Here is a 16,102-nt window from a genome sequence, read left to right as displayed (position 1 = left end):
CGCAAAGAACCCCGCTCGAGAGCGATTCTCGAACGGGTTTTTGCTATCTCAGGGACTGCGCTATTACGAGATGAAATTCATGGAATTTAATTTCATTAAAACAGTAAATATTGGAATAAAATTTCGATAATCGCCTTGAATTTTACAATGAATTTGCATCAGCATCTTGTATTTTAGCCAAATTATCCGTATGATGGAGGTGATTTCAGCTTGGATAATCTATGGTGAGTAGGGAACCTATATGTCAATAAATGATAATATTTTGATCAAAATTCGTGATATGAAAGACAGCCTAACGCCCGTGGAGAAGTTAGTGGCTGAGTATATATTAGACCATGTGGAGGAGATTCCACATCTCTCGATTAAGAGCCTCGCGCAATTCACCAAAACGAGTGATGCATCTGTCCTGCGCTTTTGCAAAACAATGGGGTATAAGGGCTACCGTAACTTTATCGTGAGTATTTCAGCTTCGCTGGGATCGATGGATGAGGAGCAGAAGGACCAGTACACCGATATTCAACCTGGAGATGATCTCTCTACGATTATCTCCAACATTTCGCATAATAATAGCAAATCCATTGAAGATACGCTCAGTGTTATTGATCGCAATGAAATTGCCCGCGCAGTCAAAGTACTGGTCTCTTGCAATCGCATTGTATTCTTCGGCATCGGTGCTTCGGGTCTAGTTGGCATGGACGCTGAGCAGAAATTCTCACGCATCAATAAGATGTGCCACACGTACACAGATGGTCATAGTCAACTGACTGCAGCCACCCTGCTTGGGAAAGGTGACGTCGCGATTTTCATTTCCAATTCGGGCAGCACGATTGAAATTCTAGATACGCTCGAGATCGCCAAGAAGAACGGCGCCACAATCATAGCTATTACGAAGTATAATAAAAGCGCTTTAGCGGACAATGCGAATATCGTTCTTAGCATTTCGACACCGGAAGTCACGATTCGAAGCGGCGCCATGGGTTCGCGCATTGCGATGTTGACGGTCATCGATATCCTTTTTGCAGGGGTAGCGAGCAGCGAATATAAGCATGTGAAGAAGTATTTGGCCAAGACACACGATATTATTGCCAGCTCCAAGCATAGAAGATAAATGTTACGAACACACTAACGATGTCCTTTCAGGCGTCGTTTTTTTGTCGAAATGTAAGAAATAAAAAATCAATATTTTATTTTACTGTAAAATAAAATTTCAAAAAGTATTGACCAAGTTGAAATTTTTCGTTAGTATAAGACAGGTAAAGAGTACAGCAGGCAGGAGGACAGCAGCTATGGATGAGTATCTATCGGGTTTAACTACGGAAGAGATTAATGATAAGACACAGACAATTGACGAAAGTTCAACAGAGCAAATGCTCCGAATGATGAACGAACAGGATGCATTGGTTCCAGCAGCAGTCGGAGCCGAGATATCACAGATCGTGAAAGCGGTTGATATTTTGCATGGAGTTCTCAAAAACGGTGGCAGGATGCTCTACGTAGGAGCTGGTTCTTCTGGCAGACTCGGTGTGCTTGATGCATCTGAATGTCCTCCAACCTTTGGCATTGATCCCCTGTTGGTGCAAGGTCATATCGCCGGTGGCGATGGGGCACTGCGAACAGCAGTGGAAGGTTTTGAAGACAACGCTGAGGAGGGGGTCGCCCTCATTGAACGATGCGGAGTAACAGATAAGGATGCGGTAATTGGGATTACAGCCAGCGGAAGTGCACAATTCGTTATTGCTTGCTTGAAGAAAGCGAAAGAAATTGGTGCGGCAACGATTGGTGTCGTGAATAACAAGAATTCCAAATTGGTAGCTGTTACAGATGTATGCATCGCACCAGTAGTTGGGCCGGAAGTTATTATGGGATCTACTCGTCTGAAGGCGGGTACAGCACAGAAGCTGGTCCTTAACATGCTGACTACAGGAACAATGGTTAAGCTTGGTAAGACGTATAACAATCTCATGGTCGACATGAAGGCTAGTAATATTAAGTTGTACGATCGCTCTATTCGTATCATTCGAATAGCGACGGGAGTGGATGAATCCACAGCGATTGCCCATCTTGAGAAAGCGTCCATGAACTGTAAACTTGCCATTATGATGATTAAAACCGGCATGGAAGTGAAGGAAGCGATCGATGCATTAGAACAGTGTGAGGGTAGTTTGAAGAGAGCCATACGTACCTTTGTAAAAGTTGTTTAATCATTTTAAAACAAAAGGAGAGACTTGATTGTAATCAAGGATCCCTAACCTAGGAGGTTTGTTTTTCATGAAAAGAAAAATGCCCGTATTAGCTTCTGTTGTAGCTTTAACAATGGCACTAACAGCTTGTGGCAGTAATTCTGGTACGAAAGAAACAACTACACCAGCAGGTTCTGCAGCTCCTGCAGCTACAGCCAGCACTGCGAAAGACACGATCACAGCTTTGCTTCCTCCCGTTTCACCGAACTATCAGAAGAATTTTGAGCAAATTTCCAAAGATTTCACGGCGCTTTATCCCAATCTTACCTTGAAAATCGAACCAGCTAGCTGGGAAGATGTGAAACAAAAGCTAGATACACAAGTGAATGCAGGCAGCCCGCCGGATATCGCTTTTGGTGGTTCTGATGGCATTCCGAAGTATATCGAACAAGGCTTGTTGATGGATATTACGAGCACTGCAACGCCGGAAATGATTAACGATTACGATAAAGCTCCACTTGAATATATGAAGAACGGCAAAGGCTTGTACGGCTTCCCAGCCTATATGGAAGTTCATGCACTTGGCGGTAACAAAGAGTTCTTAGAGAAAGCCGGCATTGATTGGAAAAAAGTACAGACAAATGGCTGGACTTACACAGAATTCCGCGATGCGATCAAAAAAGGCGTAGTTACGGAGAATGGGAAGACGAGATATGGCTTCGTATTCGCGGTTAAAGGTGTAGCCGCTGTAGATTACCTAGGGATTATGGCCAAAAATGCAGGCATGCCGCATGCGTTTAATAAAGATTTGAAATATGCGTATACTAGCAAAAATTACTTAGGCTTGCTGAAAGATCTTCGTGCCTTGATCGACGACGGTTCCATGCCGAAAGAGCTTAGCTCTGTTGATGCGGGTAAACGTTGGAACATGTTCTTGACCGGACAAACGATGATCACAGGTAAAGGTCTTGCAACATTCGAGAACTCTGCAAAAACGAATAATGCGAAGATTAAAGCGGCTGATGGTTCCGCGGTTAAAGACAGTATTCCGGTTGACTACATCGTACTACCAGCACCAACGTTCCAAGGAGCGAAGCCTTCAGCTGCAACTGTTGTTGATGGTTACATGACGTTCCGCGGTAAGAAAGAACCGACTGCAGAACACAAAGCAAATGTCGTGAAAGCCGCATACTTCCTAGCTAGCGGTAAAGTTGCTGCAACGACGAACAACGATTTGTTCGCGGCACATATTACACAAAGCGCTAAAAAAGAAGCAGCTAACATGAAAATTGACAGAAACCCTGACAACGTTGCAGCGGTAGATAACATGCTTAAAAATGCAACGCCAGCTCGCTCTGACATTCCATCTGAGTTGTCTGCTAAAGCAATCAAGCTAGAAACAGAGGTCATCGTTCCTAAATTCCAAGGGCTAATCGCAGGTGAAGTTACACCTGAAGCGATGTATGAAGCTGTTAAAACTGCTGCCATTGCTGCCTTCGGTGCTGATGGAATCGTTAAAGACTAAGAATATGGCATAATCCTCGGATAGTCAGGCAGCTCATTGCACGACTATCCGAATCATTTTAAGCAAGTTGTGAAAAGAGGGTTGAATCGTATGGCAGTAATGGCGAAGTCGATAAAGCGAAAAAGAATTAAGGGAGATGGCGCCTGGGGATATATCTTTATTGCTGTGTCCTTAGTTGTATTTGCCATGTTCACAGCCTACCCGGTCGTAAGCGCGTTCATCATAAGTTTGCAGAAGTACAAACCACTAGGCTCCACCTATGTCGGCTTTGATAACTATGCAAGCTCATTGAAGGATGGTCTGTTCTGGCAAGCTATGAAGAATACGCTTGTGTATACGGTATTGACCGTACCGGTTAACCTATTTATCTCGATGGCGATTGCCATCTTGATTCTACCGCTTCGCAAGAAAACACAGTCCTTTTTTAAGGGGATTTACTATTTGCCAGTTGTCGCTTCAGGTGTTGCTTTATCTGTTGTTTGGCTATGGATTTTCGATCCTCTAGAGGGTGGAATTCTGAATCAATTGATTCATTTCTTTGGCTTTGAGAATCAGAACTGGCTGGGTTCTAGTAAAACAGCTATGTTTTCATTGGTATTGATGTCCTGGTTGTCCAGTCATGGGACCAGCATCATTATTTATTTGGCCGGCTTGCTCGGAATTGATGATACGTATTATGAAGCTGCTGAGATTGATGGCGCTAATTTTCTCCAGAAGCTGTGGCATATCGTCGTTCCTAGTCTTAAACCAGCAACCCTATTCCTGCTAGTAACAGGTGTGATCGGTTCCTTCCAGGTGTTTCAGAACGCTTATCTCATGACAGGTGGCGGACCTAACAATGCAACGACGATGGTGGGGTTACTCATCTTCAACAATGCATTTACGTATTTCGAATTTGGCAAAGCAGCGGCACAATCTCTGATTCTAGCCGTCATCATAGCAGTAATATCGGTTATTCAATTTAAATACGCAGGAAAAGACGTCGAGTATTAAGAAAGGGGGATAAAAAATGTCTTTATATAGCAATCATGCAGGCAATCCAAAAGTGAAAACAATTCGCAACTCCATTATTTTTATCGCCCTTCTTCTTTTTGCTCTGGCGACGATTTTCCCGATTTACTTTATGTTCATTTCGTCACTCGGAGATCCGGTAGAGGCTGGCGCAGTCAGTTATTCAATCTTCCCGACCAAAGTTTCCTTTGCTTCCTTTAAGTTCTTCTTTGACTACAGTGAATACTCCTATCGCTGGTTATTGAATTCACTCATCGTGGCAGTAACGGTAACGGTGTCGAACGTGATCTTCGCTAGTATGGCGGGATATGCCTTCTCGAAGCTGCGCTTCAGGGGAAGAGGCTTCCTGTTCGGATTGTTATTGATGTCCATGATGATCCCTTACCAAGTGACACAAGTTCCCTTGTACATTCTAGTTGTCAACGTATTTCATTTGCAAGATACGTACAGTGCGTTAATTATGCCGGGGCTAGTAACCGTATATAACATTTTCTTGGCAAAGCAATTCATGAGCAGCATTCCGAACGAGATTATGGAAAGTGCCAAGATCGAAGGATGCAGCCAATTCCAAATTTATCTCCGAATCATTCTACCTCTATCCAAAACGGTTATGGCCGTTATGGCGATTCTGACCTTTATGGATAGCTGGAACACGTTCTTCTGGCCGCTTCTCGTTACGAACACGATGGAGATGCAGACGATTCAGGTTGGACTAAAGAACTTCCGTTTTGCCAACACGACGTACATTGCGCCGATGATGGCAGGGGCTACGATTTCAGCGTTGCCGATGTTTATCTTGTTCTTCAGCCTACAAAGATACTTCTTAGAAGGTGTTACCGTAGGTGCGGTGAAGGGCTAGTTTCGGGTCAAAAGGAGGCAGCAGCATGCTCATAACTTGGGATGCTTCGTATCAGCAAGCCGTTATCGCGTTATGGAATGATGCCGCGGTGAAGGATGGCTATAAGGAACTTACAGAGCAAAGCTTTGATGAGATTTTTGCGGGGAACCCCTATTGGGACAAGGAAAATACATTCCTTTTACTTGAAAATGATGTGGTTATCGGATTTGCCTGTGGATGTACGGGGGATGATCTCCCCCTTGGCGATGCAGCCGGATATATCACATGTATCGTGTTGGCTAGCGGTTATGACACCGATGACAATTATTTAATACTATTAACTGCTTTGGAAGACCGTTTTAAACAACTGGGCAAGGGGCAAGCCGATGTTCTCTTTTTCAACCCCATGCTATTGCCGTGGTATATCCCGAATACACCTAAGCATGAGCATAATAATGCTCCGGGTGTACTGGTGGAGAGCAAGTTATATACATTTCTCCTTGGAGCAGGGTATCTCGAACGTGCGCAGCAATGCGCCATGTATCTCCATTTGTCAGCATTTACGATGCCTGGCGAATATCGCGTGAAAGAAGCGAAAGCGGGTGCCGAAGGGTACACCATCGAGAGGTTCGACCCGGGCAAGCACGTTGGCGTGGAAGATATGCTGGAGGGCTTCGGGAATCCGTTATGGCAAAAGGAGATCGGTGGCGCGACGGCGCGGGGTATTCCTGTTGTCATTGCAGCCCATGGAGGCAAGGTTATTGGCTTCGCAGGACCCGTCATTCGCCAAGCGAATGGACGAGGGTATTTTGCTGGTATCGGTGTGCTTCCTGACCATGAGGGACATGGCTTAGGCAGTCTTTTATTTTATAAGCTATGCGAAGCATTTAAGGAAATTGGAACCGAATACATGTCGCTATTCACGGGGATGTCGAACCCAGCCATCCGCATTTATGAACGAGCAGGTTTTCAAACGGTGAAACATTTTGCTGTCATGAGAAGGGAGTTTGCCTAATGAGCGAGCCAAAATTGACCATTCTAGCTATCGGAGGTCACGTCGGAGATGCGGAATTAACAGCAGGCGGCGTATTAGCCCACCATTCTTTGAAGGGTGACCGAATTGTTACCTTGGCGTTAACAGCAGGGGAACGTGGTGTTCCTGCTGGACAAGACATGAAGGAATATCGTGTGCAGAAAGTGAATGAGGCCAGAACCTTTGCCGAGATGCTTGGCGGGGAGTCCATCGTCTTTGACATTCCAGACGGTGAACTGCAAGATAACGAAGAAATGCGCTATCGGGTATGCGATGTCATTCGCGAGGTGAAACCGAACGTGATCATTACACATTGGAAAAATAGCATGCATAAGGATCATATGACGACTCATCGCATTGTGAATGATGCGCGCTTTTTCGCTGGGCTAGCTTCGTTTGAGAGAGAGAAGCCCGCACACTTTGCTGCTAAATTGTATTACGCTGAGAACTGGGAGGATGCTGTTGATTACGTTCCCTATGTCTATGTCGATTATCCGAAAGAGGCGTTTGATCTCTGGGTGAAGGCGGTTTCGACACATTGGTTCGTGACGGGCAGCAAATCATTCCAATACTTGGAGTATTACAAGCATCTAATGCGTGTACGCGGTCTTGAAGCGAGAAAAGAATATGCGCAGACGTTCATGGTGCCAGAAGAAACAATGCGGGTTCGCCAATCGGAATTATAATAGGAATTTATAAAACTTAATGAAATAAATGCATACCAATGACTGTAACGAGGCTTGAGCTTGTTGCAGTCATTTTCAAATCAAGGCATCTATGGGGGAGACAACGATGATCTTCAATGGTATCGATTGTATAGATAAGTATGCTCACTTGTTCACGGGTAAACGGGTAGGGCTGATTACGGCACCTACGGGTTTAAACAAGGATTTTGTATCTACGATACAAATCTTCCATGAGAAGTTCAATCTCGTGGCGTTGTTTTCGCCAGAGCATGGCGTTCGAGGCGATCTAGCAGCAGGTGCGCTTGTTGACACCTATGTGGATCCGCAGACAGAAGTTCCCGTTTATAGCTTGTATCGGAGGGATTCCAAACGTTTAACCCAGGAAATGCTGGATGAGGTCGACATCATTGTCTACGATATCCAAGATGTAGGAACCCGTTATTATACGTTTCTTTATACGATGCTTTATGCTTTAGAAGACTGTGCGCAGGCTGGGAAAGAATTCGTGGTGCTGGATCGCATCAATCCGCTGGATGGGGTAACGGTTGAGGGCAATGTGCTGCAAAGCGGCTTTGAATCTTTTGTCGGCAACTACCCGCTTAGTGTTCGTTATGGCATGACGCCTGGTGAGGTCGCGCTGATGGCAAACGATGAGAAGGGGTGGAACGGCAAGCTGCATGTTGTACGATGTGAAGGCTGGGACCGGAATATGCTCTTCCCGGAAACGGGACGTCCGTGGATTATGCCATCCATCGGTATTCCGCGATTTGAGACAGTGGTGCTGTACCCCGGCACATGTATTATTGAAGGAACGAATCTGTCCGAAGGCAGAGGAACGACAGCCCCGTTTGAGATTGTGGGTGCCCCGTTCATTCATGCACAGGAGTTAGCCGATGAAATGAATGCGAAACAGATGCCAGGCGTCGTGTTCCGTCCCGTGTATTTTAAGCCGTCATTTTCCAAATTTCAGGGAGAACAATGCGCAGGCGTGCAAATTCATGTGCTCGACAGCCGTGCGGTTCGGCCAATCGATATTGGCGTTACACTGATGTATACGATTCGTAACAAATATGAGCAATTTTCATTCTTGCCCCCCTTGAGAGAGGGCTCAAGACCGTTTATTGATTTGCTTGGCGGCGGAAGCTATTATCGTGAGGCTGAGGTTAACGTTCCAGCCCTGCTAGAACAATTCCGTGAGGAGAGCAATGAATTTGCTCGAAGAAAGCAACAATACCATCTGTACTAGAGGGAATTAGAGGTATGAGGAGGTGACGTTCATAGATGAAGCGATATGCAGTGGGACTTGATGGCGGAGGCACGAAGACCGCAGTTACCATCGTCGATGATAGCGGTAATGAGGTTCACACGTTTACATCAGGGGCTATTAATTATAATGGGCAGGACGAGGCGAGTGTTGGGGCCAGTCTGGCGGAGATCTTCCGGACGATTGATCGCGTATGCGATGGACTTCATCATTGCGCGCAAGTATGCATCGGGGCTGCTGGCGTTAGCAATCCAACGGTCTCGGAGCGTTTGGAAGCGAGTGTACGCGCAAGCGGCTATGAGGGACCGCTGTTCATAACCGGTGACCAAGATACGGCACTCTGCGGCGCGCATAACCGGGAACTGGGGATTATTTTGATTGCAGGAACAGGTTCGATTTGTTATGGCAAAAATGAAGAGGGTGCCACGCATCGCGCTGGCGGCTACGGCTATCTCATTGATGATGAGGGCAGTGGTTACAGTATTGGAAGAGATCTGTTGTCTGCCGTCGTGCGGGCTCATGATGGGCGGTTGCCTGCGACTGTCGTTGCGGGAATGGTGTTTGAGCAATTAGGCATGACATCGATTGAACAAATTATCCGGTTTGTCTATGACAAACAGACGAATAAGAAGGATATCGCAGCATTGGCGCCTATTTTATCAAGGGCGTGTGAGCTTGGGGACGAAGCAGCACTGGCCATTGCCGACAAAAGTGCACGCTCGCTGCTCGAACTAGCCCTACCTGTAGCTGAAAAACTGTCCATGCAGGACGGTGTTCTTGCTATGGCAGGAAGCGCGCTGCTGAAGAATAGCTTCATACAAACAACGTTTGTTGCGTTGCTGAAAGAACGTTATCCAGCCATGACCTGCATAACACCGAAGAGAGATGCTGCTAGCGGTGCCGCTCTTATGGCGTTTAATCGTTTGTAGTGGCAGGTAGATAGAGATATACGCATGCAGGGATACGATAGGCAAGACACAAAGTGCGGACACAGGAAAGACAGGCAAGACAGGCAGCGCAGACACAGGCAAGACAGGCAAGACAGGCAAGACACACAGCGCAGACACAGGCAAGACAGGCAAGACACACAGCGCAGGCACAGGCAAGACAGGCATAATACGTAGAAAAGTAGGATGCACATCGCGTACGCAGGTGCTACATGCACAACACATAACACGTAAACAGAACACAGAACACAGAACACAGAACACAGAACACAGAACACAGAACACAGAACACAGAACACAGAACACAGAACACAGAACACACAATACACAATACACAATACACAACACGCACACACTTATGTAACAAGGGATGGTAGTAAAGATGAGAGAAATTCAGGACATGTCGCTGCAGGAGAAAATCGGGCAGATGCTTCTTTGCGGTTTTGAAGGAACGGAACCGTCGGAGTCGCTGGAAACGCTAATTGCGGAACAACGTATTGGTGGTGTTATTTACTTTGCCCGGAATGTACAGAATACGGAGCAGATTGCTGAGTTATCCGGCAATTTGCAGGCGATTGCGGAGCGTAATGGCACATTGCCACTGTGGATTTCCATTGATCAAGAAGGTGGCATGGTAGCTCGGATTACCGAAGGCGTTGCGCTCATGCCTGGGTCGATGGCATTGGCTGCGGGGGATGGTGGTCCAGAAGGAGCATATGAAGCCGCCTTTATTTCTGGTACAGAACTGCGCACGCTCGGTATTAATCTGAACTTTGCGCCAGATCTGGATGTGAATAATAACCCGGATAATCCAGTCATTGGTGTGCGGTCCTTCGGTGAGTCAGCGGAGAAAGTCGCTCAATATGGCCGGGAGGCTGTACGAGGTTTCCAAGATGCCAACGTTGTTGCGACGGCGAAGCATTTCCCTGGTCATGGGGACACGAATACGGACTCGCATCTGGATTTGCCTACGATAACACATGATGAAGAGCGCATTCGCGCTGTGGAGCTCGTACCATTCATTGAGGCAATTAAAGGTGGAGTCGATGCGATTATGTCCTCGCATATTTATTTCCCAGCTTTAGAGCCTAGCAAGCTGCCGGTTACACTTTCCAAAACAGTGCTAACTGGATTGCTTAGAGAGGAACTTGGCTTTGAAGGCGTCATCATGACCGATTGTATGGAGATGAACGCCATAGCCGAGCATTATGGCACGGTTGCCGCTGCCGTCATGGCGGTTGAAGCAGGGGCTGATCTGGTGTTGATCAGCCATCGTCGTGATCTGCAGGTTGGCGCTATAGCGGCGATCGAGCAAGCTGTGCGCGAAGGGCGTGTTGCCGAAGCGCAAATCGATGCTTCGGTGCGGCGCTTGCTCGCGCTGAAAGCGCGGCGCGGGGTAATTGCGGAGCAGCCTCGCAAAGAGGCTGCGCTTGAGGTCGGGACCGCGGCGCATTGCGCGGTCGCCGCGCGCCTCAGCGAGGCGAGCATCACGCTCGTCAAAGACGAGCAGATGCTGCTGCCGCTGCCGCGCGTGCGGACGCTCGTGGTCACCGTGGCCGCGGCCGTTTCGTCGGGCGTCGACGAAGCGTACGCCGGCGCCGCAAGCTTGGGCGCTGCGCTGGACGAGCACGGCCTGGACGTGCTCGACCGCGTGCTACCGCTTGCGCAGGTGAGCGAGCTCCGCGCAGCGGTGCTTGCGGAAGCGGCGACCGCGGAGCAGATCGTTATCGGGACGTACAACGCCCGATTCCATCCTGCGCAGGTCGCGCTGGTGCGCGAGCTGCAAGCGCTCGGCAAGCCGCTGGTCGTTGTCGCGCTTCGCGTGCCGTACGACCTGCTGGAGTTCCCGGACGTAGCGACGTTCGTCGCGGCCTACGAGAGCCGACCGCTGGCGCTGCGCAGCACGGCGCGTGCTCTTCTGGGCCTTGTGACACCGGAAGGCCGTTTGCCGGTGTCGCTTGGCGCGGACTACTCGGCAGGCTGGAGATGGACGAACGGGAATTGATTCACTTTAGATTTTCATGGGAGACAGCTGCATTTAGTCCGATTTTTCCGACTTAAATCGAGGATTTCGCACGTAGAATGGCCAATAGTCCGATTTTGCCGAACTAATTAACCATTATCCTTGTGTAAGCCTGGTTTTGGTTAATTTAGTTAGGTTTTTTAGGACTAATTTAGATTTTACAGTCGCGTTAAGTGGATTAGGTGGGTAATTCCTGACTAAATGGGCCAGTGGAGGTCTGTAAGTCGACTATTTCGACTTACGTCTCAGCCAGCAGCACTATCCAGGGAGAGATAGTGGACTAAGTCGACTATCTGCGCATTCATAGGCTCTTTTAGTCGATATCAAAGCAACACAATGAAGGGAGCTCAACCACCATGTCCAACTGGGATGTCGCTCAGATAAGCAACTTCATCGAACAAGAAATTGCCGCAGGACATCTTCCTGGGGCGGTCCTATATATCGCACATCGAGGTGCGGAAATAATGAAGCAAGCCTATGGGAGCCGAGTTTCGTATCCGGAAGCTGCTCCGATGAGCGTGGATACGGTTTTTGATTTGGCTTCGCTGACCAAAGTGGTTGCTACACTCCCGGCGGTGCTTCAATTAATAGATCAAGGGAAACTATCTTTGGCTGATCCAATTGGTATCTTTTTACCGCAATTTCGGTGCCTGCAAGAAGAACCCATTCGGATCGTGCATTTGCTTACACATTCATCGGGCCTGAGGGCGGATATTCCTGGCATAAAAACAAAGATGCATCTCTCCCGCGACGAATTGGTGGATCTCATCTTGGATGAACAGCCACTCCATCCCCCGGGAACAAAAGTCGCATATAGTGACATTGGCATGATTGTACTCTACCTGATCATTGAAATTGTGACGGGTGAAGCGTTTGCTACCTATCTCAAAAGGGAGCTATATGAACCGCTTGAGATGTCTGAAACAGGGTTTTGTCCGAACTTCGAGCCATCGCGCTATGCCGTGACCGAGTTCTCGGAACACCATCAAGCCTACAAGGCAGGTCTTGTTCACGATGAAAAAGCGGAGCTCATGCAAGGCGTAAGCGGTCACGCAGGGTTATTCTCAACAGTGCATGATTTAGCTAATTTCGCTGAAATGATTCGGCAGAAGGGCGTCTTTAAGGGGCGACGACTTATTTCCAGCGCTGCCATCGAGCTGTCATCGCGCAATTTTACGCCGTACACTCAAGAATTTCGAGGTCTCGGCTGGTTGCTGAGAAATCCGAACAGCTTCCAGTTTAGTGGCGACTATGCATCGGAAGGAGCCTTCGGGCACACGGGTTTTACAGGAACAAGCCTATTGTTCGAGCCTGAGGGGGATCTGCAAGTCATTTTACTTACGAATCGGGTTCACTTTGGGCGAACGGACCACATCTTGCAGATGCGGCCAAGGCTGCACAATCTCATTCTCGCGCAATCCAACTAATTTTTGTGAAAATAAAATAGAGCCTCCCAAACGGGAGGCTCCCTGATGCTCCGCTGATGAGGCGGCTCTTCTTCATTTTCTCAATGCCATTTGCGTAGATCGCATTAGCCAGTATAGAGTAGTCGCCATCTGGAAATACCATCCAACCGTATTATGTCTTAAGTAACTGATAAGAATGGGGATAGTTAACATGCTTCGTACACTATTGAATAAAACTTCCTTAACGATAGCGGGCCTCATGTCTGGCACTTCCTTGGACGGCATTGATGTCGCTATTGTCCACATAGCGGGCCGAGGTGCAGAGACGAACATCAAGCTGCTTCACTTTGAGAGTCTGCCTTTCGATGAAGAGATGCGGGAAAAGCTGAAGCGATTATGTACGATAGAGCATTCCGATGTTGCACAAGTATGTGGGATGAATTTCGCCATTGCGGAGCGTTTCGCAGATGCAATCCTCCAAACAGCCCAGGCAGCCAACATGGACATGGATGACATCGATCTGATATCGACGCATGGGCAGACGATCTGGCATATCCCGGTAGCGGATGAAGATGATCGTTTTCTCCCCAAATCGACGCTGCAAATCGGGGATTTATCCGTGATTGCCAAACGAACAGGCAAACCGGTTGTCGGCGATTTCAGGACGGCAGATATGGCCGTAGGTGGCCAAGGCGCACCGCTTGTACCTTATGGCGACGATCTGATGTTCAGAGATGCGGAGAAAGGCCGAATCCTTCAAAACATAGGCGGAATCGGCAACTGCACAGCACTGCCGTCCGTTAAAGCGGATGGCGGAATGATCGCTTTTGACACCGGCCCAGGCAATATGGTGATGGATCAGGTTGTGTATGAGCTATCTGCAGGAGAGCTTTCTTACGATGCCAATGGTGATTGGGCCGCGCAAGGTAAAGTCCATAACGAATTGCTTGCGGACATGCTTGCGCATCCTTATTTCCAAGAACCGCCTCCGAAGACAACAGGCCGCGAAATGTTCGGCAAAGCGTATGCGTCGGCATGGCTGGCAACGGCGCTATCGCAGGGTGTATCGCACGCAGATATCGTGGCGACGGCGACCGCATTTACCGCACATACGATTGCTCGTGGGTATCAGGAATATATTTTGCCTCACAGCGACATTGCGGAAGTGATTGTGAGTGGGGGCGGTGCGCATAATCGCACACTGCTTCGTATGCTTGGAGAACTGCTGCCAGCGCAGACCATTCTCATGTCGGATGAATTGGGCATTTCCTGTGATGCGAAGGAAGCGATATTGTTTGCCCTGCTCGGCAATGCATTCATTCAAGGAGAACCAAACAATGTTCCTGCGGCGACAGGAGCAGAAAGACCCACGATCCTAGGGAAATTAGCGTTGCCGTAGACGCTGCTTGCGCCCGAAGTCATTTGTATAGACACATGCCTCTCCACCTCGAAACGAAGTTGCTCATCATGGGATGGCCGCCTCGATTAGAGGTTTTCTCATTTTGGTTAGGAGAAATGCCTACTTTTTTGTTACAATATTCCTAACTTACTAGAGTTGTAAAGGAGAGATGTATGCATGCCGCCTATTCTCAAGAGTATTCTTAAGCTAATCCTTGTCATCGTCATCATTATTATGGGGTTCCAAGTGAATTGGATCGTTGGGGTAGCTGCGATCTTAGCTATTCTTGGGTATTTCGTTTACGTAAACCGATCAGCTATGTACGCGCAAAGAGGCAATCTAGCTTATATGAGGGGTGATCGTGCGCAAGCGTTGATTTGGATGGAGAAGGCGTATGACTCCAAGGCCTTTCTGCCGAAACATCAGATTGGCTATGGCTATCTGTTAATGAAGACAGGTGATCTTGCCAAGGCTGAGCAAATGTTCGAAGAAGTGCTGCAATCAGCCAAAGCTTCCGATATCCGTATACAAGCGAAACTCAATGTGGCAACCGTGTATTGGTTGAAAGGCAAGCGGGATGAAGCTTTAAGCATGTTGGAGGAGTTAGCCAATGAAGTTAAGAACACGTTGGTGTATGGGAATTATGGGTACTTTCAAATTTTGCAGGGAGACTTGGAAACCGCACTTGCCTATAATCTCGAGGCCTATGCTTATAACGACAGTGATATAACGATTATGGATAATCTAGCACAAAACTATTATATGCTCGGTCGTCTGGATGAAGCCGCTGAGATGTATACAAAAGTAGTAGCCAAAACGCCTAAACACGCGGAGTCGTATTACTACTATGCGCGAACACTTCAGCAACTTGGGCAAACCGAAGCGGCTCGGGAGCAGATAGAAACGGCTTTAGGCAAAGAACTTGCTCTTGTAACCCCTTTAACGAAAGAGGATATTGCCTTATTTGCAAGTGAGTTAGGTGAAGGTGAGGTTGAGCATAAGGATAAGGAGTAGGCGGAAGGTGTAAAAAAGAGCCCGTTAGAGTGATGAAACTCGAACGGGCTTTGTTTGTTGGATTGAGGCACGCTGCCTAAGGTCAAGTCGTTTCATTTTACCCAGGAATCAATTCATCGAGAGATGACGGGATGCTGGCGACACGGTGTTGGCTAATTTATTCGTCCAGATGCAATACCCCATACCGACATACGACAATCCCCAGAAGAAAGCGAAATATTTGTTATCAGCAATGGGCAGGAACATGGATAGAATCATAATCAGCATGAGTGCGGGAACCCAGCGCGGGAAAACTTTTGCCAAGAAAGTCAGGATCATGAAGATCAGAGTACCTCCAAGGAAACCAATGGTGCCGAACATTTGCGAAATATTGAATAATAATCCTACTGGTTTGTCCGCGACTGCGCCACCGGTAGCAAACTGAGACCACAGCATCGATGTTGTTAGAATATTTCCAATAATGATCGCCAAAATTGTGATAAAACCGGTGACGCCTGTTTCACGGGACTGTACTTGATAAAAAGCGATGGATCCAACGGACATTAGAATGCAAGCGATTAATCCTGTCGTTAGTTCTTGTGTGCTATCGGTTCCCCAAATGAGTGAGGCGGGGGTCATCCCCATTCTTGCAATTCCTGCCCCAATACAAATCATGCCCAGCCATTTAACTACGATTTGCTCCGTCATTGTTATTCATCCTCCAATTGGTTGTGTGTGTTGCTCTTGCTTTTAGATTACTGGAAGGGAAATCACGGAGAACAGAGCAGCGAGTTCCT

At 47.7% G+C, this 16,102-nt stretch carries 15 protein-coding genes; 14 read left to right on the top strand and 1 reads right to left on the bottom strand.

Annotated features, from left to right (window positions below; all coding sequences use genetic code 11):
• The first annotated feature begins 241 nt into the window (after positions 1-241).
• The 14 genes from A8708_RS09950 (at position 242) to A8708_RS09890 (ending at position 15,326) form a co-directional block, all read left to right on the top strand.
• Complete coding sequence (locus tag A8708_RS09950; protein WP_068663319.1) at positions 242-1,108, top strand: MurR/RpiR family transcriptional regulator; 867 nt, start codon at positions 242-244, stop codon at positions 1,106-1,108.
• A 178-nt stretch (positions 1,109-1,286) separates the two neighbouring features.
• The gene (murQ, locus tag A8708_RS09945) at positions 1,287-2,201 is read left to right on the top strand and encodes an N-acetylmuramic acid 6-phosphate etherase (protein ID WP_068663318.1); all 915 of its coding nucleotides are present in this window, start codon (positions 1,287-1,289) and stop codon (positions 2,199-2,201) included.
• A gap of 67 nt (positions 2,202-2,268) precedes the next feature.
• Entirely contained in the window at positions 2,269-3,705 is a 1,437-nt protein-coding gene (locus A8708_RS09940; RefSeq protein WP_068663317.1) for an ABC transporter substrate-binding protein, read from the top strand.
• 90 nt (positions 3,706-3,795) lie between these two features.
• Positions 3,796-4,698 carry a carbohydrate ABC transporter permease gene (locus A8708_RS09935; RefSeq protein WP_068663316.1) on the top strand — a complete coding sequence of 301 codons (903 nt, stop codon included), beginning with the start codon at positions 3,796-3,798 and terminating at the stop codon, positions 4,696-4,698.
• A gap of 16 nt (positions 4,699-4,714) precedes the next feature.
• Positions 4,715-5,575: a carbohydrate ABC transporter permease gene (locus A8708_RS09930; RefSeq protein WP_068663315.1), complete on the top strand. Its 861-nt coding sequence runs from the start codon at positions 4,715-4,717 to the stop codon at positions 5,573-5,575.
• 25 nt (positions 5,576-5,600) lie between these two features.
• Positions 5,601-6,569 (top strand): GNAT family N-acetyltransferase, encoded by a 969-nt coding sequence (locus A8708_RS09925; protein ID WP_068663314.1) that lies wholly within the window; start codon positions 5,601-5,603, stop codon positions 6,567-6,569.
• The gene (locus A8708_RS09920; protein ID WP_068663313.1) at positions 6,569-7,273 is read left to right on the top strand and encodes a PIG-L deacetylase family protein; all 705 of its coding nucleotides are present in this window, start codon (positions 6,569-6,571) and stop codon (positions 7,271-7,273) included. The genes A8708_RS09925 and A8708_RS09920 overlap by 1 nt, the downstream gene beginning before the upstream one ends.
• Positions 7,274-7,379: 106 nt before the next feature.
• Positions 7,380-8,519 carry an exo-beta-N-acetylmuramidase NamZ family protein gene (locus A8708_RS09915; protein WP_068663312.1) on the top strand — a complete coding sequence of 380 codons (1,140 nt, stop codon included), beginning with the start codon at positions 7,380-7,382 and terminating at the stop codon, positions 8,517-8,519.
• Positions 8,520-8,554: 35 nt separating this feature from the next.
• The gene (locus tag A8708_RS09910) at positions 8,555-9,466 is read left to right on the top strand and encodes an N-acetylglucosamine kinase (protein WP_068663311.1); all 912 of its coding nucleotides are present in this window, start codon (positions 8,555-8,557) and stop codon (positions 9,464-9,466) included.
• A 53-nt stretch (positions 9,467-9,519) separates the two neighbouring features.
• A complete protein-coding gene (locus A8708_RS36760; protein ID WP_275667873.1) occupies positions 9,520-9,654 on the top strand; it encodes a hypothetical protein in 135 nt (44 codons plus the stop codon).
• 212 nt (positions 9,655-9,866) lie between these two features.
• Complete coding sequence (gene nagZ / locus A8708_RS09905) at positions 9,867-11,489, top strand: beta-N-acetylhexosaminidase (RefSeq protein WP_068663310.1); 1,623 nt, start codon at positions 9,867-9,869, stop codon at positions 11,487-11,489.
• 374 nt (positions 11,490-11,863) lie between these two features.
• Positions 11,864-12,934, top strand: a complete 1,071-nt coding sequence (locus tag A8708_RS09900) for a serine hydrolase domain-containing protein (protein ID WP_068663309.1) — start codon at positions 11,864-11,866, stop codon at positions 12,932-12,934.
• Positions 12,935-13,124: 190 nt separating this feature from the next.
• Complete coding sequence (locus tag A8708_RS09895; protein ID WP_068663308.1) at positions 13,125-14,312, top strand: anhydro-N-acetylmuramic acid kinase; 1,188 nt, start codon at positions 13,125-13,127, stop codon at positions 14,310-14,312.
• A gap of 177 nt (positions 14,313-14,489) precedes the next feature.
• Complete coding sequence (locus tag A8708_RS09890; RefSeq protein WP_082927400.1) at positions 14,490-15,326, top strand: tetratricopeptide repeat protein; 837 nt, start codon at positions 14,490-14,492, stop codon at positions 15,324-15,326.
• A gap of 108 nt (positions 15,327-15,434) precedes the next feature.
• Here A8708_RS09890 and A8708_RS09885 read toward each other — a convergent pair whose 3' ends face one another.
• The gene (locus A8708_RS09885; RefSeq protein ID WP_068663307.1) at positions 15,435-16,013 is read right to left on the bottom strand and encodes a hypothetical protein; all 579 of its coding nucleotides are present in this window, start codon (positions 16,011-16,013) and stop codon (positions 15,435-15,437) included.
• Between the last annotated feature and the right edge of the window lie 89 nt (positions 16,014-16,102).

Source organism: Paenibacillus oryzisoli (assembly GCF_001653565.1).
GTDB lineage: Bacteria > Bacillota > Bacilli > Paenibacillales > NBRC-103111 > Paenibacillus_E > Paenibacillus_E oryzisoli.
Note: the sequence above shows the minus strand (reverse complement) of the source record. Positions and strands in the feature narration are given on the sequence as shown.

Bases quoted from the DNA above. Each gene is read 5' to 3' on its own strand.
- A8708_RS09950 (WP_068663319.1), top strand. From the start codon at position 242: ATGTCAATAAATGATAATATTTTGATCAAAATTCGTGATATGAAAGAC.
- murQ (WP_068663318.1), top strand. From the start codon at position 1,287: ATGGATGAGTATCTATCGGGTTTAACTACGGAAGAGATTAATGATAAG.
- A8708_RS09940 (WP_068663317.1), top strand. From the start codon at position 2,269: ATGAAAAGAAAAATGCCCGTATTAGCTTCTGTTGTAGCTTTAACAATG.
- A8708_RS09935 (WP_068663316.1), top strand. From the start codon at position 3,796: ATGGCAGTAATGGCGAAGTCGATAAAGCGAAAAAGAATTAAGGGAGAT.
- A8708_RS09930 (WP_068663315.1), top strand. From the start codon at position 4,715: ATGTCTTTATATAGCAATCATGCAGGCAATCCAAAAGTGAAAACAATT.
- A8708_RS09925 (WP_068663314.1), top strand. From the start codon at position 5,601: ATGCTCATAACTTGGGATGCTTCGTATCAGCAAGCCGTTATCGCGTTA.
- A8708_RS09920 (WP_068663313.1), top strand. From the start codon at position 6,569: ATGAGCGAGCCAAAATTGACCATTCTAGCTATCGGAGGTCACGTCGGA.
- A8708_RS09915 (WP_068663312.1), top strand. From the start codon at position 7,380: ATGATCTTCAATGGTATCGATTGTATAGATAAGTATGCTCACTTGTTC.
- A8708_RS09910 (WP_068663311.1), top strand. From the start codon at position 8,555: ATGAAGCGATATGCAGTGGGACTTGATGGCGGAGGCACGAAGACCGCA.
- nagZ (WP_068663310.1), top strand. From the start codon at position 9,867: ATGAGAGAAATTCAGGACATGTCGCTGCAGGAGAAAATCGGGCAGATG.
- A8708_RS09900 (WP_068663309.1), top strand. From the start codon at position 11,864: ATGTCCAACTGGGATGTCGCTCAGATAAGCAACTTCATCGAACAAGAA.
- A8708_RS09895 (WP_068663308.1), top strand. From the start codon at position 13,125: ATGCTTCGTACACTATTGAATAAAACTTCCTTAACGATAGCGGGCCTC.
- A8708_RS09890 (WP_082927400.1), top strand. From the start codon at position 14,490: ATGCCGCCTATTCTCAAGAGTATTCTTAAGCTAATCCTTGTCATCGTC.
- A8708_RS09885 (WP_068663307.1), bottom strand. From the start codon at position 16,013: ATGACGGAGCAAATCGTAGTTAAATGGCTGGGCATGATTTGTATTGGG.